Here is a 25422-nt window from a genome sequence, read left to right on the forward strand (position 1 = left end):
CGGCGGGGCGCCCCGGTCGGCGAGGTCGCCCTCGAGCTCGGGCAGCGGCGGCGGGGTCGCCCGCGGCGGCGCCTCGACCGGTGCGGGCGCGATCTCCCCGCCGTTGCGCTGCTGGGGCTGCCACGGCCCGATCACCCCGGCGGCGAGGACGCACACCACCGCGATCACGACCGTCGCGGCGCCCGCCCGCGTCCTGGCCGTCAGCCCGCGGGCGGGTGGGTCGCGGTGCGGCATGCGAGCACGCTACGCGAGCGGGGTCAGATGATCCCGAGGGCGAGCATCGCGTCGGCGACCCGGCGGAAGCCCGCGATGTTCGCGCCGACGACGTAGTTGCCGGGCATCCCGTACTCCTCTGCCGTCTCGGCGCAGCGGTCGTGGATGCCGGCCATGATCTCGGCGAGGCGGTCCTCGGTGTGCTCGAACGTCCAGGAGTCGCGCGACGCGTTCTGCTGCATCTCGAGCGCGGACGTCGCCACGCCGCCGGCGTTCGCGGCCTTGCCCGGGCCGAACAGCACGCCCGCGCCCTGCAGGGCCGCGGCCGCCTCGGGGGTCGTGGGCATGTTGGCGCCCTCGGCGACGGCGACGACGTCGCTCTTCAGCAGCGCCCGCGCGTCGGCCTCGGTGAGCTCGTTCTGGGTCGCGCACGGCAGGGCGACGTCCACCGGGACGTCCCACACGGAGCCGTCGGTCACGAGTCGGGCCGAGGAGCGGGCCGCGACGTAGTCCGCCGCCCGGCCGCGGCGCACCTCCTTGATCTCGCGCAGCAGGTCGAGGTCGATCCCGGCGTCGTCGACGACGTAGCCGGAGGAGTCGGAGAACGTCACGACCCGGGCGCCGAGGTCCTGCGCCTTCGCGATCGCGTAGATCGCCACGTTGCCGCCGCCGGAGACCGACACCCGCAGGCCCTCCATCGCCATGCCCCGGGTCGCGAGCATGCGCTCCGCGAACAGCACGGTGCCGTACCCGGTGGCCTCGGTCCGCACCAGCGACCCGCCCCACGTGAGGCCCTTGCCGGTCAGGACGCCGGACTCGTACCGGTTGGTGATCCGCTTGTACTGGCCGAAGAGGTACCCGATCTCTCGCCCGCCGACGCCGATGTCACCCGCCGGGACGTCGGTGTGCTCACCGATGTGCCGGTAGAGCTCGGTCATGAAGGACTGGCAGAAGCGCATGACCTCGCCGTCGGACCGGCCGCGGGGGTCGAAGTCGGACCCGCCCTTGCCGCCACCGATCGGCATGCCGGTGAGCGCGTTCTTGAAGATCTGCTCGAAGCCGAGGAACTTCACGATGCCCAGGTACACCGACGGGTGGAACCGCAGGCCGCCCTTGTACGGGCCGAGGGCCGAGTTGTACTCGACCCGGAAGCCGCGGTTGATCTGGACCCGCCCGGCGTCGTCGACCCACGGCACCCGGAAGATGATCTGACGCTCCGGCTCGCAGATCCGCTCGAGCACGCCGGCGTCGACGTAGTGCGGGTGCTTGACGAGGACGGGGCCCAGGCTGTCGAAGACCTCACGGACGGCCTGGTGGAACTCGGCCTCCCCGGGGTTGCGGCGCAGCACCTGGTCGAAGACGGGCTCGAGGGAGCTGTCCATGGCGATCTCCTGGCGGGTTCGGACGCCGGTCGGCGTGGTTCTGGCGGTCGCCAGCCGACCATCGCCGGGGGACCGCTCGTCGTGGCAGTCCGGTGTGTGGACGCCGCCGTACGGTAACCCGGCGGGGTCTACTCGAGCATCGCCTCGACCTCCTGGGTCAGCCCCGCCGCGGCGTCCTGCGGGCTCATCGACCCGAAGTACACCTCCGACGTGTAGCGGCGCAGCGTGTTCTCGAGCTCCGCGGAGCCGGCGGGCGCGAGCTCCGCGACGCCGGGCGACAGCACCGGGACGCGAGCTACACCGGTGTGCGCGGCGGCGCCCGGGCGGCATCCGGGGCCCTGGCGTAGCGTCGTCGACCGTGCCAGAGGGACACACCGTTCACCGGATCGCCCGCCAGCTCCGGGCGGACTTCGTCGGCGAGCGCATCGCCGCCAGCTCGCCGCAGGGCCGGTTCGCCGCCGGTGCGGCGCTGCTTGACGGGTCGGTCATGACCGAGGCGCGCGCGGTCGGCAAGCAGCTGCTGGTGGCGTTCGAGGGTGAGCGGTGGCTGCGGGTGCACCTGGGCCTGTACGGCGCCTGGGACTTCCACGGCCGCATCTCACCGATCGATGCCGACGGCGGGGTGGTGCGGGAAGCCTCGGCGCCCCGCGCGTGGACCGGGCCCTGCGCATGGGTGAGGGCGAGTACCCCGTCGCGGCGCCCGAGGCACCGTTCCCGCCAGCGCCGGTCGGTGCGGTGCGGGTCCGGCTGCTGACCGCGGCGAGCCTGGCCGACCTGCGGGGCCCGACCGCGTGCGAGGTCCTGGACGCGGAGGCGGTCGGGGCGGTGCTCGCGCGGCTGGGCCCGGACCCGGCGTCCGACCCCGGGCCGGAGGCGGAGGCCGAGTTCGTCCGCCGGCTCACCGCCCGCGCCGTGCCCGTCGGGCAGCTGCTCATGGACCAGGGCGTGGTCGCCGGGATCGGCAACGTCTACCGCGCCGAGATGCTGTTCCGGGCCCGGATCGAGCCGCACACCCCCGGGCGCCGCATCCCGGTCGACGTCGCCCGTGCGCTGTGGCGGGACTGGGCCGCGCTGCTCGCGGACGGCATCGCGACCGGCGCCATGCTCACCCGCGACGAGCACGACCCGGCCGCCCGCGCCCGCGCCCTGGCCGACGTGTCCGAGCGGCACTGGGTCTACAAGCGCACCGGGCAACCGTGCCACGTGTGCGGCACGGCGGTCGCGGTGGAGACGATGGCGACGCGCAACCTGTACTGGTGCCCGACCTGCCAGGCCGGTCCGTAGGCCGTCGCTCGAGCGCTACACGCCCAGCAGCCGGCGCCACGCGCGGTGCGCCTTGACCGCGACGCCGTCGAACCCGGGGACGTCGGCCAGCGCGGCGGCCACCGCCCCGCACTCGCGGATGAGGGCGACCGGTCCCTCGTCGAAGAAGGTGTGCTCGGTCCCGCCGGCGAGCTCGGGGACGTCCGTCTGCACGCCGATCGTGAACGGGCGCCCCGCGGCGACCAGCAGCTCGACGGCGGGTGCGGCGAGCTCGAGCACGCCCCCGGGGCCGTGCGCGCTCGCGCCGGGCGCGGCGAGCGCGACCCGGGAGGCGCCGGTCAGCACCGGCTCGAGGAGCGGGTGCCCGTCGTCGGTCGTGGCCGTCGCGAGCCACCACGGCACGCACGCGTCGACCGGGACCCCGGCCGCGGCCGCGGTCACCGCGCCCAGCGCGTCCGTGACGGACCGGCCGACGTCGGCGGGCGTCCGGCCCTCCCCGGGCGTCGTCCACGGCACGACCGCGACCTGCAGGCGGTCCCACGGGGCGACCGCCAGGGTCGCCTCGACCCACCCCGGCGTCGCGCCCCGCGTGCCGGCGACCGCGCTGACCGTGAGCCCCGCGTCGTGCAGCGCGGCGACCACCTCGGCCAGCCAGGCGTCGACCGGCCCGCCCGCCGTGCCCGACGGCGCCAGCACGTGCACCTCGCGCAGCCCGCCCGCCCGGGCGAACGCGGCGAGGCGGTCGGCGGCAGCCGGTGCGTACCCGCGGCCGCGCGGGTCGTGGGCCGGGTCGACCGGGTTGTCCCACGCCCACATCGCGGTGATCGCCGAGCCGGGGCGGTGCGCTGTCATGCCCCGATCCTGCCCGGTCCGGCGCCCCGGCGTGCACACGGGCTCTGCCGCCGTGCCCGGCGACCACGACACCGTGCGCGGCGAGCCCGCCGTCCGGCACCGTCCGGCCCCGTCCAGCACCGTCCGGCCCCGCCCCGCGGTGCGTGCCAGGCTGGGCGGCATGGATCTGCGCATCTTCACCGAACCCCAGCAGGGCGCGACGTACGACGACCTCCTCGCGGTCGCCCAGGCGACCGAGCGCCTCGGCTTCGACGCCTTCTTCCGCTCCGACCACTACCTCCGGATGGGCGACGGCGACCCGCTGCCGGGCCCGACCGACGCCTGGACGACGCTCGCCGGTCTCGCGCGCGAGACCTCGCGGATCCGGCTGGGCACGCTCGTCACCTCGGCGACCTTCCGCCACCCCGGCGTGCTGGCGATCCAGGTGGCGCAGGTGGACCAGATGTCCGGCGGGCGCGTCGAGCTCGGGCTGGGCGCCGGGTGGTTCGCCGAGGAGCACGCCGCGTACGGCATCCCGTTCCCGTCCCGGCGCTTCGGTCTGCTGACGGAGCAGCTCGAGGTCGTCACCGGCCTGTGGGGCACGCCGGTGGGGGAGACGTTCGACCACGCCGGCGAGCACTACACGCTCACAGACTCCCCGGCGCTGCCCAAGCCCGTGCAGCGCTCGCCGCTGGACCCGTCGCGGGCGGGCGTTCCGGTGATCGTCGGTGGCAACGGGCCGCGCAAGACGCCGGCGCTCGCGGCGCGGTTCGCGTCGGAGTACAACGCGGCCTTCCCGCAGAACGAGGACATCCCGGCGCGCTTCGCCGCCGTGCGGTCCGCGTGCGAGGACGCCGGTCGGGACCCCGGCAGCCTCACGTACTCCGTCGCCCTCGTGCTGTGCGTCGGGGCGGACGAGGCCGAGGTCGGCCGCCGTGCGGCGGCCATCGGCCGCGAGCCGGCCGAGCTGCGCGAGCACGGGGTCGCGGGGACCGTCGCGGAGGCGGTCGACACGCTCGGCGCGCTGCGCGAGGCAGGCGCGGACCGGGTCTACCTGCAGGTGATGGACCTGGCGGACCTCGACCACCTCGAGCTCGTCGCCGCGGAGGTCATGCCGCAGGTCGGCTGACCCGGCGCGGCCCGCCGACCGCGCGCAGCGCGCCGACCAGGAGGGCGACCAGCCCCAGGTTGCGCGCCACCAGGGCGGCGGTGACCCACGGGTCCCCGCCGACGACACCGTCGGCGCCCCACGGGAACACCACCTGGGTCAGCGCCGCGAGGGTGAGGACCCCGGCGGCGGCCGGTGCCCACGCCCGCCGGTCCGGTGCCACCGTGAGGGCCACCGCGACCGGCGCGGCGAGCCAGCCGACGAGCTGCGGCGACCCGACCGCGTTCACGACGAGCAGGGTCGCCGACGCGGCGAGGGCGCCCCGGAGCAGCACGTCGACCGGGCTCGCGGCGCTCCGCACCAGGAGGGCCGCGAGCCCGGCGAGCGCGACCGGCAGCGCGAGGGCGAGCGCGCGGGCGGTGGCCGCCGTCCCGGGCCCGGTCACCTCCCAGGTCGACAGCACGGTGTCGAAGACGATGCGCACGCGGTCGTCGACCAGTGCCGTGATCACCCACGGCGTCGCGGCCACCGACTCCACCTGCAGGCCGCGCCCGCCCTGGGTGGTGACGAAGCCGGCGATCCGGGACAGCCCGCCACCGAGCGCCACCGCGCCGACGACGACGGCGCTGACCGCGGCGGCCGGGAGCACGACGGTGCGCCCCGGCCGCCGGACGGCGACGACGAGCGGCAGCAGCAGGGCGCCGGGGGCCACCTTGACCCACGCCCCGGCGGTCAGCAGGGCGGCGGCCACCCGTGGCCGGCGCAGCCCCACGGCCAGCGCGACCACGCACAGCGGGGCGACGACGGCGTCGAGCCGCCCCATCGCGACCGGTCCGAGCGCGAGCTGGAACGTGACCCACCACCAGGCACCGGCCGGTACGCGGCGTCGTCGGCCCGCCCGCAGCAGGACGGCCACGGCGAGCGCGTCGAGGACGGTGATCCCGACGCTCCAGCCGGCCGCGTAGTCGACCGTCGAGCGGGCGCCGGTCAGGGCGGGGGCGAGCACGGGGACCAGCGCGCCGGCCGGGTAGACCCACGGGTCGTCGAGGACGGGCCAGCGGCCGCCGTCGAGGGCGAGCGTCGCCCACCACCGGTAGAGGTCGACGTCCCAGAAGGCGCGGCCCGGGATCGCCACCACGCCGAGCCAGGCGAGCCAGCCGTGCACCGCGGCGAAGGCCGTCCACAGCGCGGCACGGCTCGCGAGGAGCCTGCCCCCAGCGCCCGGCTCACGGCGCCGAGCATGGCACAGCGACGCACGCCGGGCGGGCCGGTCGCTAGCCTGCCCCCCGGTCCGGCGGCGGGCCGGTCCGCACGAGGCGCACCCGCGCGTCGCGGGCCACAGGACGAGGGAGGCCCGCGATGAGCGGCATCGGATGGCGGCTGCACGGGGACGGCCGGACGATCGGCGTCGGCGAGGTCGTCCGGCCCGAGGAACGGCTGTCGTGGCCCCGGACCATCGGCATCGGGCTGCAGCACGTGGTGGCGATGTTCGGCGCGACCTTCCTGGTCCCGATCATCACCGGCTTCCCCGGCGACGACGCTGTTCTTCTCCGCGGTCGGCACGGTGCTGTTCCTCGTGCTCACCGGGAACCGGCTGCCGAGCTACCTCGGGTCGTCGTTCGCGTTCCTCGCCCCGATCGCGGCGGCGCAGAGCTCGGGGGCGACGCGGTCGCGCTCGGCGGGGTCCTGCTCGCCGGTGTGCTGCTCGCGGCGGTCGGGCTGGTGGTGCACGCGGTCGGCTCGCGGTGGATCGACCTGGTCATGCCGCCGGTCGTGACCGGCACGATCGTGGCGCTCATCGGGCTCAACCTCGCGCCCACGGCGCGGACGAACTTCGAGGCGGCGCCTGTCACGGCGGTGCTCACGCTCCTCGCGATCATCCTCGTCACCGTCCTCTTCCGCGGCATCCTCGGCCGGCTCGCGATCCTCGTGGGCGTGCTCATCGGGTACGGGATCGCGGTCCTGCGCGACGAGGTCGAGTTCACCACCGTCGGTGACGCCGCCTGGGTCGGGCTCCCGCAGTTCACCACCCCGGAGTTCGACCTGTCCGTCCTCGGGCTGTTCGCACCGGTCGTCTTCGTGCTGGTCGCGGAGAACGTCGGGCACGTGAAGTCGGTCGCCGCGATGACCGGGCGCAACCTCGACCCGCTGACCGGGCGCGCGCTCCTGGCGGACGGCCTCGCGACCACCTTCGCCGGTCTGGGCGGCGGCTCCGGGACGACCACCTACGCCGAGAACATCGGCGTCATGGCCGCGACCCGCGTCTACTCGACCGCCGCCTACTGGGTCGCGGCCGGCGGTGCGCTCCTGCTGAGCATGTCCCCGAAGTTCGGCGCCGTCATCGCGACCATCCCGGCGGGCGTGCTGGGCGGCGCGACCACGATGCTCTACGGGATGATCGGCATCCTCGGTGCCCGGATCTGGGTGCAGAACCGGGTCGACTTCTCCGACCCGGTCAACCTCACGACGGCGGCGGTCGCGCTCGTCGTGGGAATCGCGAACTTCACGTGGTCACCGGGCGAGGTCGCGTTCGAGGGCATCGCGCTCGGGACGGCCGCCGCGATCGGGATCTACCACCTCATGCGCACGCTGGCCCGGTGGCGCGGCACGGACCAGGAGCCGGCGAGCCCGGCATCGGTCCCGGGCGGCGCCGAGCTGCGGCACTGAGGGCGGCGAGCCGCGGCACCGAGCCAGGGCTGCCGAGGCGCACTCAGCCGGCAGGCTGCTCGGGCTCGGGGGCTGTCTCGGCGGGCTCCGCGCTCACCTCGGCCTGGTCGAGAGGCAGGCAGCCCTCGCGGCCCGCGAGGGGGCGTTCGGGTCGAGCGGGATGAGGCCCGGGTCGAGCAGACCCACGAACTCGCTGCCCAGGGCGAGGTCCACGGTGGCGTCGGTGCGCTCGTCGAGGGTGAGGCGAGCGCCTTCGAGGTGCGCGGCGAGGGTGTACGCGGCGCCCACCCCGGGGGCGCCGAAGCTGATCCGCGCGGGGCCGACGACGGACGACGTCGCGTTCCCGACCGCGGCGACGGCGAAGCCGCGTGCGGTGAGCGCGTCCGCGGTCTGACCGGCCAGGCCCCGGCGGTCGGTCGCGTTGAGCACCCGGACCTGCACCTCGCCGTAGGCCACCGGGAGCGTGCCCTCCGGGGGCACGGTGGTGCCTCCACCGTCGGCATGGCCGTGGGGGCGCGAGTGGTGAAGGGGCGGCTGAACGGCGCCTCGATGCCGCCGGTGAAGATGGCGACGGCGCCCAGGGCACCGACCGCGAGCGTGGCGATGAGCAGGCCGAACACCACGGCCTGGCGTTCACGCTTGTGGCGACGGCGCAGCGTCCGCTCACGGTCGGGGTCCGTCGGCGCACTCACGCAGGCGAACCTAGCCGATGCCCGGTGCCGCGCGGCGCAGTCCGCCGGAGGTCAGCGGGTGAGGGGCGCGGGCATCACCCGATGGGGGTGTCACTCGATGACGAGGACGCGCGCGTGCAGCACCGGCCGCTGCTGGAGCGCCGCACGCACGGCCCGGTGCAGGCCGTCCTCGAGGTACAGCACGCCCCGGTAGGACACGACGTGGGCGAACAGGTCGCCGTAGAACGTCGAGTCGTCGGAGAGCAGGTTGTCGAGGCTGAGCGTGCGCTTGGTCGTCACGAGCTCGTCGAGGCGCACCTGGCGCGGCGGCACCTGCGCCCACTGCTTGGGCGTGACGAGGCCGTGGTCGGGGTAGGGGCGCCCGTCGCCCACGGCCTTGAAGATCACGGGCGTCAGTCTAGGTCGCGACTGCTGTGACTCGATCCGGTGACGCGCCCTCGTCGTCCGGTGCGTTCCACTCCTTGACCACCGTCCAGGCGACGGCCGCGATCGGCACGGCGAGCAGCGCGCCAAGGATGCCGGAGAGGATCGTGCCCGCGGTCAGCGCGATGAGGATGGCGAGCGGGTGCAGCGACAGCGCCTTGCCCATGACGACGGGCTGGAGCAGGTCGCCCTCGAGCTGGTTCACCAGGACGACGACGCCGAGCACGATGAGGGCGGTCGTCGGGCCGTTCGACACCAGCGCGACGAGGCCGGCGAGGATGCCCGCCACCGTCGCACCGACGAGCGGGATGAACGCGCCGAGGAACACCACGGTGGCGAGCGGCAGCGCCAGCGGCACCCCGAGGATGACCAGGGCGATGCCGATCACCACGGCGTCGACGGTCGCGACGATCGCGGTCCCGCGGACGTAGCCGCCCAGGACGTCGACCGACCGGTCGCCGATGCGGTGCGCGCGGCGCGTGCGGGGCGCGTCGAGGGGCTGGAGGAAGAACTCCCAGATGCGGCGGCCGTCCTTGATGAGGAAGAACAGCACGACGGCGCCGAGGAACATCCCGGCGAGCACCTCGGCGACGGCGGTCGCGCCGGCGATCGCGCCGCTGGTCACCTGGTCGCTCGCGAGCAGGTCGGTGGCCGCGTCCCGGGCCTGGTCGATCTGGTCCTCGGTGATCTCCAGCGGGCCGTCGGTGAGGTAGGCCTGGAGCTCGTCGAGCCCCTCGCTGGCCGAGGCGGCGAGCTCGTCCCAGCCGTTGCGGATCCCGCGGACGACGAGCCAGACCACGACCCCGAGCGTCCCACCACCGAGCAGCAGGGCGATCCACGTCGCCAGGCCGTTGGGCACGCCACGGCGGCGCAGCCACCGCACGAGCGGCGCGACCGCAGCGGCGATGATCGCGGCGATCAGCACCGGGATGACGATGAGCTTGAGCTGCGTCAGCGCGTACACGACGACCGAGGTCAGGACCAGCACCAGCAGGAGCTGGGCGCTGCGGATCGCGGTGCGGCCGAGGAAGTCCTGCCAGATCGGCCGCCCGGTGGCCGGGCTGACGGGCGTGGGGGTGGGGTTGGCCATGCGGTCAGCGTAGGGAGCGCACCCTGGACCGGCGCGGTGAGCCGCGCGCCGAACCGTGCAGCGGACGGGCAGGCGGGTGGGCGCGGGAATGCGCGCACGGCGGCGCGGGCCGCGTCAGGGCGGACCGGGCAGGCCCGCCAGCGCGAGACCGGCCGCGCACGCGGCGACGCTGAGCACCAGCGTGCCCACCGACGTCAGCACGGCGGCGGCGTACCGGCCGGCCTGGAGCAGTCGGACCGTCTCGGTGCTCGCCGTGCTGAACGTCGTGTAGCCGCCGAGGAAGCCGGTGCCCAGGACGGCCGCCCACGGTCCGGCGAGCCCGTGCCGGAGCGTGAGGCCGGCCAGCAGCCCGAGCGCCAGCGAGCCGGTGACGTTGACCGCGAGCGTCGTCGCGACGGACAGCCGGGCGCGCAGGGCGCCGTCGACCACGAAGCGGGTGGCCGCACCGAGCCCGCCGGCGAGGGCGACGGCCACCGCGACGAGGACCCCGGTCACGCGCGCGCCGTCCGGCGCCCGACCGCGAGCCCGGCGGCCGCCGCGACGACGCCCAGGACGAGGCTCGACCCGGCGTACAGCAGCGCGGTGCCGAGCGCGGCCGTCCCCGCGCCGACGCCCGCGTTCGTGCCCACGAGCGTCACGGTGTCCAGCGCGAGGGTGCTGTAGGTCGTGTACCCGCCGAGGAAGCCCGTGCCGGCGAGGAGCCGGACGTCCCGGCGGCGTCCGTCGTCCGGACCGGACCGCACGAGGCGCTCGAGCAGCACCCCGAGCACGAACGCGCCGCTGACGTTCACGGCCCACGTCGCCCACGGCGCGCCGTCCCAGCCGCCGGCAGGCGCGGCGACGCCCACGCGCACCGCGGTCCCGAGCGCCCCGCCGACGGCGACCAGCGCGATCGCGCGTGGCCGGGTGTGCAGCGGTCGCTCGGGCCGGATGGCTGGGTCGGTGCTCACGGAGCGACGGTAGAGCCGCACCGGGCGCCGCACTGCCACCGACGTCCCCGCCGGGCATCATGGAGCCATGCCGTCGTCCCACCCGCCCCTGCCCGTGCGCCCGGCCACCGTCGACGACGCGGAGGCGGTCGCGGACCTCGTGCACTCGGCCTACCGCAGCGAGGAGAGCCGCCGCGGCTGGACGACCGAGGCCGACCTGGTGGGCGGGCAGCGCGCCGACGCGGCGATGGTCCGGCACGTCGTCGGGCTCGAGGGCCACGTCGTCCTGGTCGCCGTCGGCGTCGACGGCGTGCCGTACGCGTGCTGCCACCTCGAGCAGCGCGACGGCGCGGCGTACCTCGGCATGTTCGCGGTCCGGCCCGGCCGGCAGGGACGCGGCGTGGGCCGTGGCATGCTCCGCGCCGCCGAGGCCTTCGCCCGGGAGCGCTGGGGCGCCACGACGCTCGAGATCACCGTGCTCGATCACCGGCCCGAGCTGCTCGCCTGGTACGAGCGCTGCGGCTTCACGCCGACCGGCGAGCGGCACCGCTTCCCGTACGGCGACGACCGCTTCGGGGTGCCTCGCCGCCCGGACCTGACGCTCCTCGGGATGACCAAGCCGGTCGAGCCCGCCGCCGCGCCGGCGGTGTGACGTCCCGCCGTGCCGGCGGTCCGACCGACCGGCGACCGCGCGGCGGCCGGGGGCGGCCGCACCGGCTGCTAGCGTCCGCGGCGTGGTCGAGCGACGGCGTGCCCTCATCGTCAGCACCGGCCGTGACCGGGGCGCTCTCGCCGGCGCGCGCGCTGCACGCGGCCGGGTGGTTCGTCGGGATCGGGACGCCGGACGGCGGCGGGATGCCCGGGGCCTCGCGTGCCTGCGACGCCCGGCACGTCGTGGCGCGCCCCCGCGGGGACAGCGCCGAGTTCATCGCCGGGGTCCGCGCCGCGGTGACCGCGGGCGGCTACGACGTCGTCTTCGGGGGCGGCGACGACTGGATGGCCGCGCTCGCGACCTACCGCGACGCGCTCGGCACCCGGGTCGCGCACCCACCCGCCGACGTCGCGCAGGCCGCGCTGGACAAGGTCACGCTGGCCGGGCTGGCGGACGAGGTCGGTCTGGCTGCGCCGCACACGCGGGCCGCGACCGACGAGGTCCTCGCCGCGTGGGACGGCCCCGCCGTCGTCAAGTGCCGAGCGCACTGGTCACCCGGGCAGACCCACCCGCACCGCATCGACGCCCGCCTGTTCCCCGCCGCCGCCGCCGCCCGTCCCCAGGTCGAGCGGATCCGGCGCGCGGGCGCCGAACCCGTGCTGCAGGTGCCCGTCCGCGGCGACCTCGGTGCCCTCGTCGGGGTGTTCCACGACGGACGGCTGCACGGCCGCGTGCAGCAGGCCAGCCCCGGCTCTGGCCGACCCCCTACGGTGCGTCGGCGCGCGCCGAGACGGTCCCGGTCGACGCCGACCTCGTCGCGCGGTCCGAGGCGCTGCTGACCCGGCTCGGGTGGTCGGGTCTCGTCGAGCTGCAGTTCCTCACCCCCGACGACGGCGCCCCGCACCTCACCGACCTCAACGGCCGGTTCTACGGGTCGCTGGCGCTCGCGGAAGCGGCGTGCCCGGGGCTCGTGGACGCGTGGGGACGGCTCGTGGTGGGCGAGCCCGTCCCCGAGCTCGGCGACAGCCGGGTGGGCGTGCGCTACTCCTGGATCGCCGGGGACCTGCGGCGGGCCGGGGTCGAGCGGCGCGGTGGTCTGGCCGCCGACGTGCGCGAGACGCTGCGGTGGGCCCGTGGCGCCCGGCACAGCGTGTGGGACCCGCGCGACCCCGGCCCCGCTCGGTACCTCGCCGCCGCCCGGCTGCGCCCGGGCGCGGCCGGCACGACCGACGCCGTGCGCGTCCCGGGCGCGGGGCCCGCCCGCGCGCGGGGCTGACGCGTCAGCGGCGGCGCGCGGCGCGCAGCATCTCGCCCGGCAGCCGGCGCTCCGGGGCGCGCAGCAGCACCAGCCCGAGGGCGTGCACGGCGGCCACGACCGCCGCCACCACGACGACCTGGGCGAGTGCCGGCAGCTCGACGGCGACCGCCCGGACGGCGAGCCCGGCTGCCGTCCCCGCGGCGGCGAGCACGACCGCGCGCAGCAGCAGCGCGATGACGGGGCGACCGTCCAGCCCGCGGTGCCGACGACGCAGCAGCCACCCGTTGGCCACCGCGGCGGCGACGAGCGACACGCTGGTCGCGAGCGCGATCCCGCTCAGCCCCATGACCGGGGTGAGGACGACGTTCCCGACCACGTTGAGCACCATCCCGCCCACCGCGACCGTCACCGGGGAGCGGGAGTCGCCCACCGCGTACGACGCCCGGACGACGACCTGGCGGCACCCGAGCGCGAGCAGGCCCGGGGTGAACCACACGACGGCGGTCGCGGTAGCCGCGACGTCGTCGGCGTCGAAGGCGCCGTGCCCGAACGCGACGTCGACCGCGGGCACGGCGACGAGCGCGAGCACGACGCACAGGGGCACCAGCAGCGTCACGGTCACCGACAGGCCGCGGCCGACCAGCCGGCGCACCTCCGCGGGATCACCCGCCGCGGCACCGAGCGCCGGGTAGAGCGGGACGAGGAGGGACGCGATGAGCAGCGCCTCCGGGAGGTTCACCAGCCGCCACCCGTAGGAGAGCGCGGTGATGCTGCCGTCGGTGAGGGTCGAGGCGAACGCGCGGTCGACCAGGGTGTTCACGTTGGCCAGCGCGCTGCCCACCATCATCGGCGGGGCGAGCCGGGCGATCTCCCGGAACGCCGCGTCGCGCGTGTCCCACCGGGCCCGGACCGGCGTGCCGAGCGCGCGCAGCGGGATCACCTGGAGCAGCAGCCGTGCGCCCGAGCCCACCACGAAGCCCACGGCGAGCGCGGTCACGCCGTACCGGGGGCCGAAGAGCCCGGCCGCGGCGACCATGACGAGGTTGAACGGCACGCCCTCGAGCGACGACCACGCGAACCGGCCGTGCGCCTGCGCCAGCGCCGCCAGCAGGTTCGTCCCGGCGACGAGCACGGTCGCGACCAGCACGATGCGGGTCAGGCTCTGCACGGTGGCGGCCTGGGCGTCGTCGAAGCCGGGCGCGAGCACCGCGGTCACCGGCCCGACGAAGATCCCCATGAGCACACCGCCGACGCCCAGCACCGCCAGCGTGAGCGTCAGGGCGACGTCGAACCCGCGGTGGCCGGTGCAGCCGTCGGTCTCGGCGGCCGCCTCGCGCGCGGTCACCGGGGTCACCGATCGCGCCATCGCACCGGCGATCAGCGCCAGGACGATGCTCATCAGGCCCTGCGCGACGAGGTAGGCGTCGAGCCCCGCACCGGCACCGAACACGGCTCCGAGGACGACGTCGCGGGCGAACCCGAGCAGCGTCGATAACGCCGTCAAGCCGGTGACCAGCACCGCGGCGCGCGCGATGCTCCACCGTCCACGCGGCCTAGCCACGACCGCTCACACCCACGTCCTTCGCCTCGCGCACGGCCGGTCAACCTAGCAGCGCCGCCCCCGCCGCGGCCCGGGCGCGGACCCCACCGCGGCCCGGGCGCGCGCCTGACCGCGGCCGTGGCCGCGTTAGCCTCGCACCGTGCAGCGTCGCCCGGACCGCCTCATCGAGGTCGAGCTCGTCGAGGACGACGCCGATCTCGCCGCCGCCGATGACGCCGCTCCCTCCGACGTCGTCGCGGGGGACGGTGGCCGCGGCTCGGGAAGCCGCTCGGCCGGGTCGCCCCGACCGACCCGGGCGCGCATCCCGCGCGAGGTCGTGCTCACCGCCGTGGGAGCCGTGGCGCTGTGCGCTGCGGGGGTCGCCGTCGCGCAGGTGGGTGCGGAGCGCGCGCGTGACGCCCGGCTCGCCGAGGTGCCCGGGCTGACCGCGTCCCTCGCGGCCCCGCTGCACGAGGCGTGGCGCACGCCCGGCGGCGAGGTCGTCGCGGTCCTCGACGACCTCGTCGTGCACTGGGACTCCGGGTTCGGCGGCGTGGTGGGGACCGACCTGCGGGACGGCTCGCCCCGGTACACGGCGCCGGGGGACTGCCGGCTGGAGGCGCTCGAGGGGGACGCGCGGGCCTCGCTCGCCGGCGGGTCGAGCTCGGTGAGGCAGGCGGGCCCCGGTGACGTGCTGCTGTGCGTCGTGGGCGGGGGCGCGGCATGCTCGGCGGCGGGGAGGGCACCGCGCGGGTCCTCGACCCCGCGACCGGCGACGTCGACCTGACGATCGCGCTGGCGGCGGGCGACGCGTGGCACGTCGTCGACGGCGACCTGGTGACCATCGGGCTGGACGCCGACGGGCGGGCGGCGGCGGGGCGGTGGTCGCTGACGACCGGTGAGCAGCAGTGGGCGTACCACGGCGCCGAGGCGATCGCCGTCGACGCGTCCACCGGGTGGGGGACCTGGCTGGACGGCCGGACCGTGGGGCTGGAGGTCGGGGACTGGTCGGTGACGCTCGACGTCGGGACCGGCGTCGAGACCGCCCAGGGCGGCGGCGAGAGCCTCGCGGGGGGCGGCGACGCCGAGAACGTGCAACGGGTCGAGCTCGCCGACGGCCGCGTCCTGGTGTACGGCCCGACGCCGTCCGGTGACGTGCGGACCACGGTCCACCCGGCCGACGGCGGCGAGCCGGCCACGGTGCCCGGGATCGTGCCGCCCCTCGCCGTCGACGACGGCTCCGTGCCCGGCGCGGTCGTCGCGATCGACGTCGAGAGCACCGGGCCGTGGGGGCTGGGGATGGTGGACCTCGACTCCGGCGAGTGGCGCTGGACGTCGGAGGCGGAGGGTGCCGGGGTGGCGGTGCTCGCCGGGGTCGTGCTGGTGTCCGACGGGTCGCGGGTCACGGCGCTCGACGCACGCACCGGGCAGACGCGGTGGAGCTCCGCGCCGTCCTCGTCGCCCAGCTTCTCCGGCTGGGAGGTCGCCACCGACGGACGGCGCGTGCTCGTCCTGGACGGGCAAGGATTCGAGCGCGAGCTGGTCGCCCGGGACGTGCGGACCGGCGAGCGGGTGTGGGCGACCGAGCCTCCGCTGAGCGACGGCGCGCTGGTGCCCCTGCCGGACGGCACCGTGCTCATGGTGGGTGCCGGCGACCTCGCCGCGCTGCGTCCCTGACAGCCGGGGCGCCCCCGGCGGACCGGGGCCGCCCTACGCGTCGAGGACGCCGCGGATGATGCTGTCGCCGGAGTGCGCGGGGTCGCCGTCGAGGGGCTCGTCGGAGACGTCCACGACCGGGAACTCGCCGAGGTCGAGGCCGGTCGGCACGGTGAAGCGCCCCTCGGTGCCGGTGAGGATGCCGACGCTCACGAGCCGGGTCACCTCGCGGTCGATCAGCCAGACCTCGTGGTACCCCTCGTCCGTGCCGTCGCCCTCGAGCGTCACGACCAGCACACGCTCGCCGTCCGCCGCGACCTCGACGCGGGCGGCACCGCTCGACGTCCATCCCGGCAGGGGGTCGAGCGTGGTCTGGGCGACGACGTCGGCCGGCGCGACGTCGTCACGTCCGGCCCACCACGCGCCGCCCACCCCGCCGAGGACGACGCCGCACGCGGCGGCGGCCGCGAGCCACGGCGTGACGCGACGGCGCAGCGGGATCACGGGCGCGAGCTGTGGTTCGACGTGGTCGGGTGCGGGTGCGGGTGCGGGTGCGGGGGCCGGTGGTGCGACCGGGCCGGGGGTCGCGGTCGGCGCCGGAGCGGTGGACGGGCCCGTGGGCGGGCCGGGCGTCGCGCCCGGAGCGGTGAGGCCGCCGAGGTCGAGCTCGGCCCGGATGCGGTCCCAGACCGCGGGGGCCGGGGCGACCAGCGTGTCGGCGGGCGTCACGGAGCGTCCGACCGCCACGACGGCGGCCAGCGACGCGACCTCAGCCGCGCACCGCGGGCAGTGGTCGAGGTGGGCCCGGTCGGCGTCCGGCACGGGCTCGCCGAGCGCGACCAGGGCCAGGCCGTCGTCGTCAACGTGCTCCACCATCCACCTCCAACCGGTCTCGCAGGCGCAGCAGGCTACGTCTGATGTGGCTCTTGACGGTCCCCAGCGGCAGGTCGAGCCGCGCGGAGATCTGGTCGTGCGTGAGGTCCTCGTAGAACGCGAGGGCCACGATGGTCCGTTGCGGCTCGCCGAGCCGGCTCAGCTCGTCGGTCACGGTGAGACGCTCCGCGAGGCTCGCCGTGACGGGCTCGGGATCGGGCCCCGTCCGGGTCGCGACCGCCAGGGCGTCGCGCCGCTCCCGTGAGCGCCGGGCGTGCACGTCGGCGATCGCGTTCCGCGTCACGCCGACCAGCCACGCCGGCAGCGGGGAGCGGTCCGGGTCGAACCCGGCCCGCCCGCGCCAGGCGTTGACGTACACCTGCTGCGTGACGTCCTCGGCGTCCCCGACGTCGTGCAGCGAGCGCAGCGCGAGCGTGTGGACGAGCGAGGACCACCGACGGTACGCCTCCGCCATCCCGTCCTCGTCACCCGCACGGAATGCCCGGCCGACGGTGTCGTCGGTCCAGGCGTCCGGGGTGTCGAGCGCGGGGGCGCGCGGCACGGGTGTCAGGGCGGGCCTCCGGGTCGGGATCGGCAGGGGCGGCACGGGCGGCGGGGCGAGGCGAGGGCGGCCAGGACGGCCATCATGCACCGACAGGTTCCGCCGTCACGATGACGTTGTCCGTGTAGTGCCCCACGTCGCGCTGGAACGTACCACCGCAGGTGACGAGCACGAGGCGGTGCGCGCCGTCCCGCGCGAAGACGTCGCCCCAGGCGACCTCGGGCTTGGCCTGCCGGGTGACCGCGGTGACGGCGTACCGCCGGACACCGCCGTCGGCGAGCGTCACGTCGACGACGTCGCCCACCTCGGCGTCCGGGAGCCGTGCGAACGGGCCGAGCCCGGCGGACGCGACGGAGTCGACGTGCGCCGCGATGACCGCGGTGCCGGCGGCGTCGGCCGGGGACGCACCGAAGCGGTACCAGCCGCCGCGCTCGGCGAGCGGCGGGATCTCCATCTGGCCGTCGCCGGCCACCCCGACCGGGTCGACCGGCAGGGTGATGTCGAGCTCGGGGATCGTCAGGGCGACCGGGGTGACCGCCGTCGGGACGGTGGCCGCCGCATCGAGGGCCGCGCTGCGGACCGGTACGTCGGCGACGGTCCCGGACGACGCGTCGCGGGTCGGCTCGGGTTTGGGGTCGACGGCGGTGCCGGTGGGGGCGCCGGTAGGGGCGGACGGCGACCGGACCGGTTCACCACCGGGGGCCGCCGCGCCGCACCCGACCAGCCCGACGGCGAGCACCGACACGAGAGCGGCGGTCGCCACCCGGCGTGGTGCCCGTCGCAGGGGGCGGTCGAGGGACGGCACGGCGGGCCTCCGGGGGTGTGCGGATGACGGACAGGACGGACGGTCGTGCGGAGAGGTGCGGCACGGGGCCTGCGTCGCTGCGACGGTGCGGGTGTGGCAGCGGGGCGCGGCGCCCGGGGCGGGCGGAGTGGGCGCCGCGGCCCCGTGCCGGTCGGGTGGCGTGCTCGCGCACGCCGGTCGAGGGGCGCGCCCGGTCGGGCGCGCCGGTTCAGTCGCGGGTCACGCGCACCGGGCTGCGGCGGGAGAGCGCGAGCGCCCCACCGGCGGCGAGCAGGAGCGCGGAGCCGATCATCCAGCCGGCCGCGGGCGAGGAGTCGCTCGCGAGGCCGAGCTCACCGGACGGGACGCCGGCCGGTGCGGAGTGCAGGCCCTCGATGGTCTGGGTCGCGAGCTGCAGGTTGCCCGCCTCGAGGCTGCCCCACGCGTAGACGATCGTGCTGACGCCCTCGCGCACCGGGACGTCGGCCGGCCCGATGACCGGGTCGGTGGTCCCCGTGGCGGCGACCGCGGCGGACACGGTGCCGGCCGGGAGGTCGAGGACCTCCTCGTTCGGGTTGGACAGGTTCGTCACGACCGGGGAGCCACCGGCGAGCACGTCCACCGCGGGAGCGGCGGCCGTGTGCCGGACGGTGAGCCGGCCCTGACCTGCGGCGGTGTTCGACGTGTCGTTGGTGAACAGCGTCGCGGTGGGGGCGCCGGCGGCGTCCAGGTGCGCGACGGCGGTGTAGTTCGACCCGCCCGCCAGGGTGAGGTCGATCGGGCCGATCGCCGGGGCGGAGGCGTCGGCGGCGTCCGCGGCGGTGATGGCGACGCTGTAGGTGCCCGCGGGGAGCTCGAGCGGACCCGCCAGGTCACCCGGGGCGAAGTCGTCGAGGGTGCGCTCGCCGTTGACGTAGACGTCGACCGTGAGGTCCGGCACGCCGTGCAGCACGGAGAGCATGGCCTCGTGGTTGTCGGCCGAGGCGGGCATGGCGCCGGTGAGGGCGAGAGCGAGGCCGGCTGCGCTGCCGGCGATGAGACGAGTGCGCATGGTGTTCCTCCTGGTTCCGCCCGCTGGGGGCGCACTGAGAACTGCCTGACACACCCACTACGGCGCACGGTGCCGGTCTGGATGCAGACGGATCGATCGACTTCTCGCCGTTGCGCGCGGCTCGTTCCTCCTCACGACGGACGGGCCCGCACCTGCTCGTCGCAGGGTGCGGGCCCGTCCGTCGTCCGGGGCCGTTCAGTGCCCCCGGTCGATCCACTCCTGCAGGTGGGGGGCTTCGTCCCCGATCGTCGTGGAGTCACCGTGGCCGGTGAGCACCCTCGTCCCGGGCGGCAGCGTGAGCAGCCGGGTCCGGATCGACTCGACGATGGTCGGGAAGTCGGAGAACGACCGACCGGTCGCCCCGGGCCCGCCCGCGAACAGCGTGTCCCCGGTGAACACCGTGTCGAGACCGGGCGCGTACAGGCACACAGAGCCGGGGCTGTGCCCGGGCGTGTGCAGCACGTGCAGGTCGGTGCCCGCCACGGTGAGGACCTGACCGTCGGCCAGGTCGGTCGTCGTCGCCTGTGCGGGGTGCGTCAGCTCCCACACCGGGCGGTCGGCGGGATGCAGCAGCACGGGGGCGCCGAACCGGCTCGCGAGCTCGGGCGCGTGCCGCACGTGGTCGTCGTGCGCGTGGGTGGCGACGACGGCGACCAGCCGCCGTCCGCCGACCGCGGCGGCGATGACGTCCGCGTCGTGCGGCGCGTCGACCACGACGCACTCGTGGTCGTCCCCGACCACCCAGACGTTGTTGTCGACGTCGAACGTCTGCCCGTCCAGGCTGAACGTGCCGGACGTGACGAGGTGGTCCACCCGGGCGCTCACGCCTGCCCCCGTCCAGCACGACGACGGACCGCAGGACCTCGCCGCGCTTCATCGTGGCGAAGGCCGCCTCGACGTCGGCCAGGCCGATCCGTTCGGAGACGAAGGCGTCCAGGGGCAGCCGGCCACGCTGCCAGAGCTCGAGCAGCGCCGGGAAGTCCCGCTCGGGCAGGCAGTCGCCGTACCAGGACGACTTGAGCGCGCCGCCGCGACCGAACACGTCCGCGAGCGGGACGGTCAGCTGCATCTCGGGCGTCGGGACCCCGACCAGCACGACGGTCCCGGCGAGGTCGCGGCCGTAGAACGCCTGCCGCCAGGTCTCCGGTCGGCCGACCGCGTCGATGACGACATCGGCGCCCACGCCGTCGGTCTCGGCCTGGATGGCGGCGACGACGTCGTCCTCGCCCATGTCGCGCGAGCAGATCGTGTGCGTGGCGCCGAGCTCACGCGCCCAGGCCAGCTTCTTCTCGTCGAGGTCGATCGCGATGACGCGCCGGGCACCGGCGAGCACCGCGCCGGCCACGGCGGCGCAGCCCACCCCGCCGCAGCCGATCACGGCGACCGTCTGACCGCGGCGCACGGGCGCGGTGTTCACGGCCGCCCCGATGCCGGCCATCACGCCGCAGCCGAGGAGGCCGGCGACGGCCGGGTCGACGTCGGGGTCGACCACGGTGCACTGCCCGGCGTGCACGAGGGTCTTCTCCGCGAAGGCGCCGATCCCGAGCGCCGGCGAGAGCGGGGTGCCGTCGGTCAGCGTCATGGGCTGTGCGGCGTTGTGGGTCGCGAAGCAGTACTGCGGCTCACCGCGCTTGCAGGCCCGGCACTCCCCGCACACGGCGCGCCAGTTGAGGACGACGGTGTCGCCGACGGCGACGTGCGTGACGCCGTCGCCGATCGCGGACACGACGCCGGCGGCCTCGTGCCCGAGCAGGAACGGGTAGTCGTCGTTGATGCCGCCCTCGCGGTAGTGCAGGTCGGTGTGGCAGACCCCGCAGGCCCGGACGTCGACGACGGCCTCGCCGGGGCCGGGGTCGGGGACGACGATGTCGACGAGCTCGACGGGTGCTCCCTTCGCGCGGGACACGATCCCCTGGACGGTGTGCGGCATGTGCGTGCTCCCTGGTGTCAGGTGGGTGGTCCGGCGGCGTGCGTGCGGCGCACCGGGCGGCTGCTCGCCACGGTAACCGCACCCGGTGACGCCGGGCACGGGAGCGGCGCGGCGCCCGGCGCGGGAGGATGGTGCCTCGTGACCCCGTCGTCCTCCGCCCGGCTGCCCTCGTCGTGGTACGCGCTCGCGGTGTGGGGCACGGCGGTGGCCGCCTACGTGGTCGCGGTGCTCCACCGGTCGTCGTTCGGTGTCGCCGGCCTCGAGGCGTCCGAGCGGTTCGGGACCGGTGCGTCGACCCTGGCCACGTTCGTCGTCGTGCAGCTCGTCGTCTACGCCGGGCTCCAGGTCCCGGTCGGCGTCGTGCTCGACAGGCTCGGGCCGCGGCGCCTCATCGCCACGGGGGCCGTGCTCATGGCCGCCGGGCAGCTCCTCCTCGCGCTGGCCACGACGACGGGGCTCGCGTTGGCGGCTCGGGTGCTCATCGGGACGGGGGACGCCCTGACGTTCGTCTCGGTGATCCGGCTGCTGCCGTCCTGGTTCACCCTGCGCCGGGTCCCGCTGGTCACGCAGGTGACCGGCCTCCTCGGCATGCTCGGCCAGGTGCTCGCGGCGGTGCCGCTCGTGCTGCTGCTGCACTCCGCCGGGTGGACGACGGCGTTCGGGACCGCCGCCGGGCTCGGCCTGGCGGCGGCGGTCGCGGTGGCCGTGGTGGTGCGTGACTCGCCCGACCACGCCCCGGGACGGGCCGCGGGACGGCGGTTCCGGCGGGTGCGGCGCCCGGCCGAGCGCGCCGAGACGCTGCCGCTGGCCGAGCTCGCCGCCTCGTCGCCGGCGCCACGCCCGACGCGCGCCCCCGGGCTGCTCGCGGCGACGCTGCGCGAGCCCGGGACGTGGCTCGGCTTCTGGGTGCACTTCGTCGCGGGCTTCTCCGTCTACGCGATGGTGCTGCTCTGGGCGTACCCCTTCCTCGTCTCGGGCCAGGGCCGCACGCCCACCGAGGCCAGTGCGCTGCTGACCGTGACGGTCGTCGCGGCGGTCCTCGCCGGCCCGGTCGTCGGTCACGTCAGCGGACGCCACCCCGAGCGCCGCCTTGTCATGGTGGTCGTCGTCGCGGTCGTCGTCGGGATCGCCTGGGCCGGGCTGCTGCTGCCCGCCGACCCCTTGCCGCTCGGGACGCTCGCCGCCTTCATGACCGTGATCGGCGTGGGTGGGCCCGTCTCGCTCGTCGGGCTCGACATCGCTCGTGCGCACAACCCCCGGGAGCGGCTGGGGACGGCGACCGGCCTCGCGAACGCCGGTGCCTTCCTCGGCGCGCTGCTCATGATGATGGGCGTCGGGGTCGTGCTGGACGCCCGCGGCGGCGGCGCCGGTGTCGCGTACCCGCTGGCGGATTACCGCGTCGCACTGCTGAGCGCGGGTGCGGTGTGGGTGGTCGGGATGGTCGGCCTCGCGGTCGCGGCCCTGCGGCTGCGACGCCGACCCGCCGACGACGCGAGGCAGGCTCGGTAGCGGCCGACGCGCGACGCCCCACCGACGCGCGACCGACGCGCGACCGACGCGCGAACGACGCGCACCGCGAGCGCGGGGTCACGGCTCGGCCAACACTCGGCATCAGCTCGGGTCGATCCGTTGCCCCCGGGGTGCACCGGAGCAGCGTGGGGTGCCTACCGAGGAGGTGCACCATGCGCCGCCGACTCCTGGCGTTGCTGTGCTCGCTGTCCCTGATCGCAGGCCTCAACCTGCTCGTCGCGCCGGCTGCGTCGGCGCATCCCTTCTGCGGCCAGGTGTGGGGGTCGCACGCACGGTCGGTGGGCTCCTGTCCGACGGTCAGCTCGTGAACGTCCGCGCCGGACGGCACGCCTGCTTCGAACGTCTCGTCCTGGACATCGACGCTCCCCTGACGGGGTGGTCGGTGCGGTACGTCGACCAGCTCACGCAGTCCGGGTCCGGGTTCGTCGTGCCGGTCGCCGGTGGTGCGCGGCTCGAGGTCGTCGCTCGCGTCGGGGTGATCCCGACCGACAGCTTCTTCGTCGGGCCGGGGCGTCTGATCGACACGTCGTCCTACCGGACCTTCCGCGACGTCGCCTGGGTGGGCAGCTTCGAGGGCGTCACCACGGTCGGGCTGGGGGTCCGGGCTCACCTGCCCTTCCGGGCGTTCGTCCTGGCCGGGCCGGGGGACGGTTCGCGCCTGGTGGTCGATGTGGGGCACCGGTGGTGCGCCCCGGGCCACTCGCGCTGCTGAGGGTCCGGGCGGCTCACGGTCCGACGAGGGAGTGTCACCGGTCCGCTGGTGACCCTCCTCGTCGTCGTGCCCGGGTGCCGTGCCGGACGCCGTGCCGGGTGCCGTGCTGGACGCCGTGCCGGACGCCGAGTGCGACCCGACGCGGGCGACGGCATGATCGATCGCACCCAGACCCGGGCTCGACGTGAGGATGCGGAGTGCAGCGACCCGTGACGGCCGGACCCGGACCGGACCCGGCGACGAGGGCGCCCGAAGCCGTTCTGCCCGGCGCACCCACCGACGACGCGCGCTCGTGGCCGCGCGTCATGGTCGACCGCACGTTCGGGCGCTACCTGCTCGGCAACGTGCTGACGATGCTCGGGATCTGGGTCTTCAACATCGTCGCCGTCGTCGTCGCCTACGAGGCGACCGGGTCCGCGCTGGTCGCGGGCACGGTCACCGCCGCCCAGTTCGTGCCGCACATCCTGCTGAGCATCCCGGCCGGCGCCGCGGCCGACCGGTGGAGCCGCCGCACCCAGGCCGCCGTCGGGCACGCGATCGCCGCGTGCGGGTCGGGCGGGCTCGCGGTGTGGTCCGCGACCTCCGAGCTCGACGACGGCGCCGCGGTGCCGCTGGTCCTCGCGTCGGTGGTCGTGGGGGTCGGCACGAGCATCGCCGGGCCCGCGATGCTCGCGATGGTCCCGGCGCTCGTGCGGCCCGGCGAGCTGCCGACGGCCGTCACGCTCGGGATGGCGCCGCTGCCCATCGGTCGCGCGGTGGGGCCCGTGCTCGGCACGGCGATCGCCGTCGCCACCCAGCCCGCCGTCGCGTTCGCGCTGACCTCCGCGCTGAGCGTGGCGTTCGTCGTGCTCGTCCTGACCCTGCACCCCCGGCCCACGCCGCGCCCCGCCGAAGACGGCACCCCCCGCCTCGGCGTCTGGGCGTACCTGCGCGAGAACCGCCCGCTCGTCGTGCTGCTGCTGTGCGTCGCCGCGGTCGGCGCCGGGACGGACCCGCCCATCACCCTGGCGCCCGTCGTCTCCGCCTCGCTCACCGGGGGCACCGGGCTCGCCGGGCCGGTCGCGACCGCGTTCGGGGTGGGGGCCGGGCTCGGGTTCGCCCTCATCCCGGTCGCCCGCCGCGCGCTGGGTCTGCGCCGGTACGGGTACGCTGGGCTCCTCGTCATGGCGCTGGGCAGCGCGGTCGCGACGATCCCCACCGTCCCGGCCGCCGTCGTCGGCTTCGCGGTCTCCGGGGCCGGGCTCACCCTGACGATGACCGGGCTGAGCGCGACGCTCCAGGCGTCGCTGCCCGAGGCCGTCCGCGGTCGCATGATGGCGCTGTGGTCGGTCGCGTTCGTCGGCACCCGGCCGCTGGCCGCCGTCGGGAACGGGCTGGTCGCCGACCACCTGTCCCCGCAGGCGGCCCTGCTCGGCATGGCGCTCCTGGGCGCGGTCGCCGCCGGGTTCGGGCTCACGCGGGGTGCGGGGTCCCGTCGGGCGCCCTGACGTCGCCCACCCGTGCAGTCCCCGACGCCGCCTCTCGGACGGCGCCCCGGACGCCGCAGTGGCGGCGCCGGACGATGTCCGGCGCCGCCACGTCTGCTTCCGCCAGCGGGCGGAGTCCGCTGTCGATCAGGCGGTGCGACCACCTCGCCGGCGTGCCAGGACCAGAGCCGCAGCGCCGGTGAGCACGAGCAGCGCGCTCAGGCCCACGAGCGGCCCGGCGGTCGAGCCCGTGCGGGCGAGCGCGGTCGGACGGGCCGGACCGCTCGGCGCCGGTGCGGTGGTCGCCGGTGCGGTCGGCGCCGTGAGCACCGGGCCGACCGGTCCCGCGGGTGCGGTGACCGGCGCCGCCGGCGCCGGCGCCTCGGGGACCGCCGCGACCGTCACCGGGATCTCGGCGACGCGCTCGGAGGTGCCGCCGATCGCCCGGACGGTGTGCTGACCCAGCTCGGTGCCGGCGGGCAGCGCCGCGACCTCGAGCGTGGCGCGGCCGTCGTCGTCCGCGACCGCGGTGCCCAGGATGACGGGCTCGGAGTACAGGACGAACACGACCGTCTCGCCGGGCACGAACCCGTCGGCGGTGATCGACACCGGCGCGGCCGGCGCGAGCGTCTGGGACGACACGGTCACCTGCACGTCACCCCCGCTGGCCGTCGCCGGGCGCGGCGGGATGCCGGCCACGGTGAGCCGCACGGAGTGCTCGCTCGCGGTGTAGCGGTCGTCGCCGGCGTACCGGACGACGAGCGTGTGGTCACCCGCGGGCAGCGCCCGGTCGAGGCGCACGGGGTGCGC

General features: G+C 76.2%; 26 protein-coding genes and 3 pseudogenes. 12 read left to right on the forward strand and 17 right to left on the reverse strand.

Annotated elements, in window-relative coordinates; translation table 11 throughout:
- Positions 1–257: 257 nt before the first annotated feature.
- Together gdhA and REH70_RS00205 are read right to left on the reverse strand one after the other, a co-directional pair.
- A complete protein-coding gene (gene gdhA / locus REH70_RS00200; protein ID WP_310750366.1) occupies positions 258–1595 on the reverse strand; it encodes an NADP-specific glutamate dehydrogenase in 1338 nt (445 codons plus the stop codon).
- Positions 1596–1723: 128 nt separating this feature from the next.
- Entirely contained in the window at positions 1724–1879 is a 156-nt protein-coding gene (locus REH70_RS00205) for a hypothetical protein (RefSeq protein WP_310750369.1), read from the reverse strand.
- Between the two features lie 74 nt (positions 1880–1953).
- Here REH70_RS00205 and REH70_RS00210 point away from each other — a divergent pair.
- Positions 1954–2879: pseudogene (locus tag REH70_RS00210) on the forward strand (Fpg/Nei family DNA glycosylase).
- 15 nt (positions 2880–2894) lie between these two features.
- Here the strand turns inward: REH70_RS00210 and REH70_RS00215 are convergent.
- A complete protein-coding gene (locus REH70_RS00215; protein WP_310750372.1) occupies positions 2895–3710 on the reverse strand; it encodes a hypothetical protein in 816 nt (271 codons plus the stop codon).
- A 160-nt stretch (positions 3711–3870) separates the two neighbouring features.
- Between REH70_RS00215 and REH70_RS00220 the strand changes: the two genes are divergently transcribed.
- Positions 3871–4818 carry an LLM class F420-dependent oxidoreductase gene (locus REH70_RS00220; protein ID WP_310750374.1) on the forward strand — a complete coding sequence of 316 codons (948 nt, stop codon included), beginning with the start codon at positions 3871–3873 and terminating at the stop codon, positions 4816–4818.
- Here REH70_RS00220 and REH70_RS00225 read toward each other — a convergent pair.
- On the reverse strand, positions 4799–5962 hold the full coding sequence (locus REH70_RS00225) for a hypothetical protein (RefSeq protein ID WP_310750377.1): 1164 nt from the start codon (positions 5960–5962) through the stop codon (positions 4799–4801). The genes REH70_RS00220 and REH70_RS00225 overlap by 20 nt on opposite strands.
- A 194-nt stretch (positions 5963–6156) precedes the next feature.
- On the opposite strand from REH70_RS00225, the pseudogene REH70_RS00230 reads away from it, so the two are divergent.
- Positions 6157–7464 (forward strand): annotated as a pseudogene (locus tag REH70_RS00230) (uracil-xanthine permease family protein).
- A gap of 93 nt (positions 7465–7557) precedes the next feature.
- Here the strand turns inward: REH70_RS00230 and REH70_RS00235 are convergent.
- The 5 genes from REH70_RS00235 to REH70_RS00255 all read right to left on the reverse strand — a co-directional run bounded on the left by REH70_RS00235 (position 7558) and on the right by REH70_RS00255 (position 10619).
- On the reverse strand, positions 7558–7944 hold the full coding sequence (locus tag REH70_RS00235) for a LytR C-terminal domain-containing protein (protein WP_310750380.1): 387 nt from the start codon (positions 7942–7944) through the stop codon (positions 7558–7560).
- Positions 7945–8246: 302 nt separating this feature from the next.
- The gene (locus REH70_RS00240; RefSeq protein WP_310750382.1) at positions 8247–8543 is read right to left on the reverse strand and encodes a type II toxin-antitoxin system VapB family antitoxin; all 297 of its coding nucleotides are present in this window, start codon (positions 8541–8543) and stop codon (positions 8247–8249) included.
- A gap of 10 nt (positions 8544–8553) precedes the next feature.
- The gene (locus REH70_RS00245) at positions 8554–9669 is read right to left on the reverse strand and encodes an AI-2E family transporter (protein WP_310750385.1); all 1116 of its coding nucleotides are present in this window, start codon (positions 9667–9669) and stop codon (positions 8554–8556) included.
- 114 nt (positions 9670–9783) lie between these two features.
- On the reverse strand, positions 9784–10164 hold the full coding sequence (locus REH70_RS00250; protein WP_310750388.1) for a CrcB family protein: 381 nt from the start codon (positions 10162–10164) through the stop codon (positions 9784–9786).
- The gene (locus REH70_RS00255) at positions 10161–10619 is read right to left on the reverse strand and encodes a CrcB family protein (protein ID WP_310750391.1); all 459 of its coding nucleotides are present in this window, start codon (positions 10617–10619) and stop codon (positions 10161–10163) included. The genes REH70_RS00250 and REH70_RS00255 overlap by 4 nt, the downstream gene beginning before the upstream one ends.
- A gap of 67 nt (positions 10620–10686) precedes the next feature.
- Between REH70_RS00255 and REH70_RS00260 the strand changes: the two genes are divergently transcribed.
- The 3 genes from REH70_RS00260 (at position 10687) to REH70_RS00270 (ending at position 12526) form a co-directional block, all read left to right on the forward strand.
- Positions 10687–11250, forward strand: a complete 564-nt coding sequence (locus REH70_RS00260; protein ID WP_310750394.1) for a GNAT family N-acetyltransferase — start codon at positions 10687–10689, stop codon at positions 11248–11250.
- Between the two features lie 122 nt (positions 11251–11372).
- Positions 11373–12089, forward strand: a complete 717-nt coding sequence (locus tag REH70_RS00265) for a hypothetical protein (protein ID WP_310750397.1) — start codon at positions 11373–11375, stop codon at positions 12087–12089.
- A gap of 152 nt (positions 12090–12241) precedes the next feature.
- Positions 12242–12526 (forward strand): hypothetical protein, encoded by a 285-nt coding sequence (locus tag REH70_RS00270; RefSeq protein ID WP_310750400.1) that lies wholly within the window; start codon positions 12242–12244, stop codon positions 12524–12526.
- Between the two features lie 4 nt (positions 12527–12530).
- On the opposite strand, the gene murJ is transcribed toward REH70_RS00270, so the two are convergent.
- Positions 12531–14069, reverse strand: coding sequence for a murein biosynthesis integral membrane protein MurJ (gene murJ / locus REH70_RS00275; RefSeq protein WP_310750403.1), 1539 nt, complete (start codon positions 14067–14069; stop codon positions 12531–12533).
- Between the two features lie 139 nt (positions 14070–14208).
- Between murJ and REH70_RS00280 the strand changes: the two genes are divergently transcribed.
- On the forward strand, positions 14209–14835 hold the full coding sequence (locus REH70_RS00280; protein ID WP_310750406.1) for a hypothetical protein: 627 nt from the start codon (positions 14209–14211) through the stop codon (positions 14833–14835).
- A complete protein-coding gene (locus tag REH70_RS00285) occupies positions 14772–15725 on the forward strand; it encodes a PQQ-binding-like beta-propeller repeat protein (RefSeq protein WP_310750409.1) in 954 nt (317 codons plus the stop codon). The genes REH70_RS00280 and REH70_RS00285 overlap by 64 nt, the downstream gene beginning before the upstream one ends.
- 33 nt (positions 15726–15758) lie before the next feature.
- On the opposite strand, the gene REH70_RS00290 is transcribed toward REH70_RS00285, so the two are convergent.
- The 6 genes and pseudogenes from REH70_RS00290 to REH70_RS00315 form a co-directional block, all read right to left on the reverse strand.
- A complete protein-coding gene (locus REH70_RS00290; RefSeq protein ID WP_310750412.1) occupies positions 15759–16580 on the reverse strand; it encodes an anti-sigma factor in 822 nt (273 codons plus the stop codon).
- Positions 16564–17139, reverse strand: coding sequence for a sigma-70 family RNA polymerase sigma factor (locus tag REH70_RS00295; protein WP_310750415.1), 576 nt, complete (start codon positions 17137–17139; stop codon positions 16564–16566). The genes REH70_RS00290 and REH70_RS00295 overlap by 17 nt, the downstream gene beginning before the upstream one ends.
- Positions 17140–17221: 82 nt before the next feature.
- Positions 17222–17902, reverse strand: coding sequence for a class F sortase (locus tag REH70_RS00300; protein ID WP_310750423.1), 681 nt, complete (start codon positions 17900–17902; stop codon positions 17222–17224).
- Positions 17903–18152: 250 nt separating this feature from the next.
- A complete protein-coding gene (locus tag REH70_RS00305) occupies positions 18153–18974 on the reverse strand; it encodes a DUF4397 domain-containing protein (protein WP_310750425.1) in 822 nt (273 codons plus the stop codon).
- Positions 18975–19169: 195 nt separating this feature from the next.
- On the reverse strand, positions 19170–19799 hold the full coding sequence (locus tag REH70_RS00310; RefSeq protein WP_310750428.1) for an MBL fold metallo-hydrolase: 630 nt from the start codon (positions 19797–19799) through the stop codon (positions 19170–19172).
- Between the two features lie 13 nt (positions 19800–19812).
- Positions 19813–20904, reverse strand: a pseudogene (locus tag REH70_RS00315) (S-(hydroxymethyl)mycothiol dehydrogenase); the annotation flags it as partial.
- Positions 20905–21120: 216 nt separating this feature from the next.
- On the opposite strand from REH70_RS00315, the gene REH70_RS00320 reads away from it, so the two are divergent.
- The 4 genes from REH70_RS00320 to REH70_RS00335 all read left to right on the forward strand — a co-directional run bounded on the left by REH70_RS00320 (position 21121) and on the right by REH70_RS00335 (position 24633).
- Positions 21121–22413 carry an MFS transporter gene (locus tag REH70_RS00320; protein WP_310754455.1) on the forward strand — a complete coding sequence of 431 codons (1293 nt, stop codon included), beginning with the start codon at positions 21121–21123 and terminating at the stop codon, positions 22411–22413.
- A gap of 173 nt (positions 22414–22586) precedes the next feature.
- On the forward strand, positions 22587–22742 hold the full coding sequence (locus REH70_RS00325) for a hypothetical protein (protein WP_310750431.1): 156 nt from the start codon (positions 22587–22589) through the stop codon (positions 22740–22742).
- Complete coding sequence (locus REH70_RS00330; protein WP_310750434.1) at positions 22739–23146, forward strand: hypothetical protein; 408 nt, start codon at positions 22739–22741, stop codon at positions 23144–23146. The genes REH70_RS00325 and REH70_RS00330 overlap by 4 nt, the downstream gene beginning before the upstream one ends.
- Before the next feature lie 197 nt (positions 23147–23343).
- Complete coding sequence (locus tag REH70_RS00335) at positions 23344–24633, forward strand: MFS transporter (protein ID WP_310750437.1); 1290 nt, start codon at positions 23344–23346, stop codon at positions 24631–24633.
- Positions 24634–24759: 126 nt separating this feature from the next.
- Here the strand turns inward: REH70_RS00335 and REH70_RS00340 are convergent, their stop codons facing one another.
- On the reverse strand, positions 24760–25413 hold the full coding sequence (locus tag REH70_RS00340; protein ID WP_310750440.1) for a hypothetical protein: 654 nt from the start codon (positions 25411–25413) through the stop codon (positions 24760–24762).
- Between the last annotated feature and the right edge of the window lie 9 nt (positions 25414–25422).

It is taken from the genome of Cellulomonas sp. ATA003, assembly GCF_031582905.1.
Lineage (GTDB): Bacteria > Actinomycetota > Actinomycetes > Actinomycetales > Cellulomonadaceae > Pengzhenrongella.